Here is a 235-nt window from a genome sequence, read left to right as displayed (position 1 = left end):
GGTGGGCGGCGTAGATCCGGCTCAACGCGGCGACGTCGCCGCTGCGCGCGGCGAGCCGGCCTTCCTTGGGGGTGCCGAGGCCGCGCAGGTGCAGGTAGGAGATGCCGCGCTCGTCGAGGCCGGCGGCGAGCTGGGTCTTGGAGAAGCCGGGCCGGCGCGAGGAAGCGATGGCGCGCACGTCGACCAGCAGCTTGACGCCGGCCTGCTGCAATTCGTCGAGCACCGCCTTTGGCGG

At 73.6% G+C, this 235-nt stretch carries 1 protein-coding gene; it reads right to left on the bottom strand.

All coding sequences use genetic code 11. The annotated features are described in order from the left end of the window. The coding region (locus BST14_RS29060; protein ID WP_142279745.1) for a DUF488 domain-containing protein at positions 1-235 on the bottom strand (235 nt) is incomplete at both ends.

The organism is Mycobacterium arosiense ATCC BAA-1401 = DSM 45069 (assembly GCF_002086125.1).
GTDB lineage: Bacteria > Actinomycetota > Actinomycetes > Mycobacteriales > Mycobacteriaceae > Mycobacterium > Mycobacterium arosiense.
The sequence above is the reverse complement of the archived record's forward strand: the minus strand, read 5'-3'. Positions and strand labels throughout refer to the sequence as shown.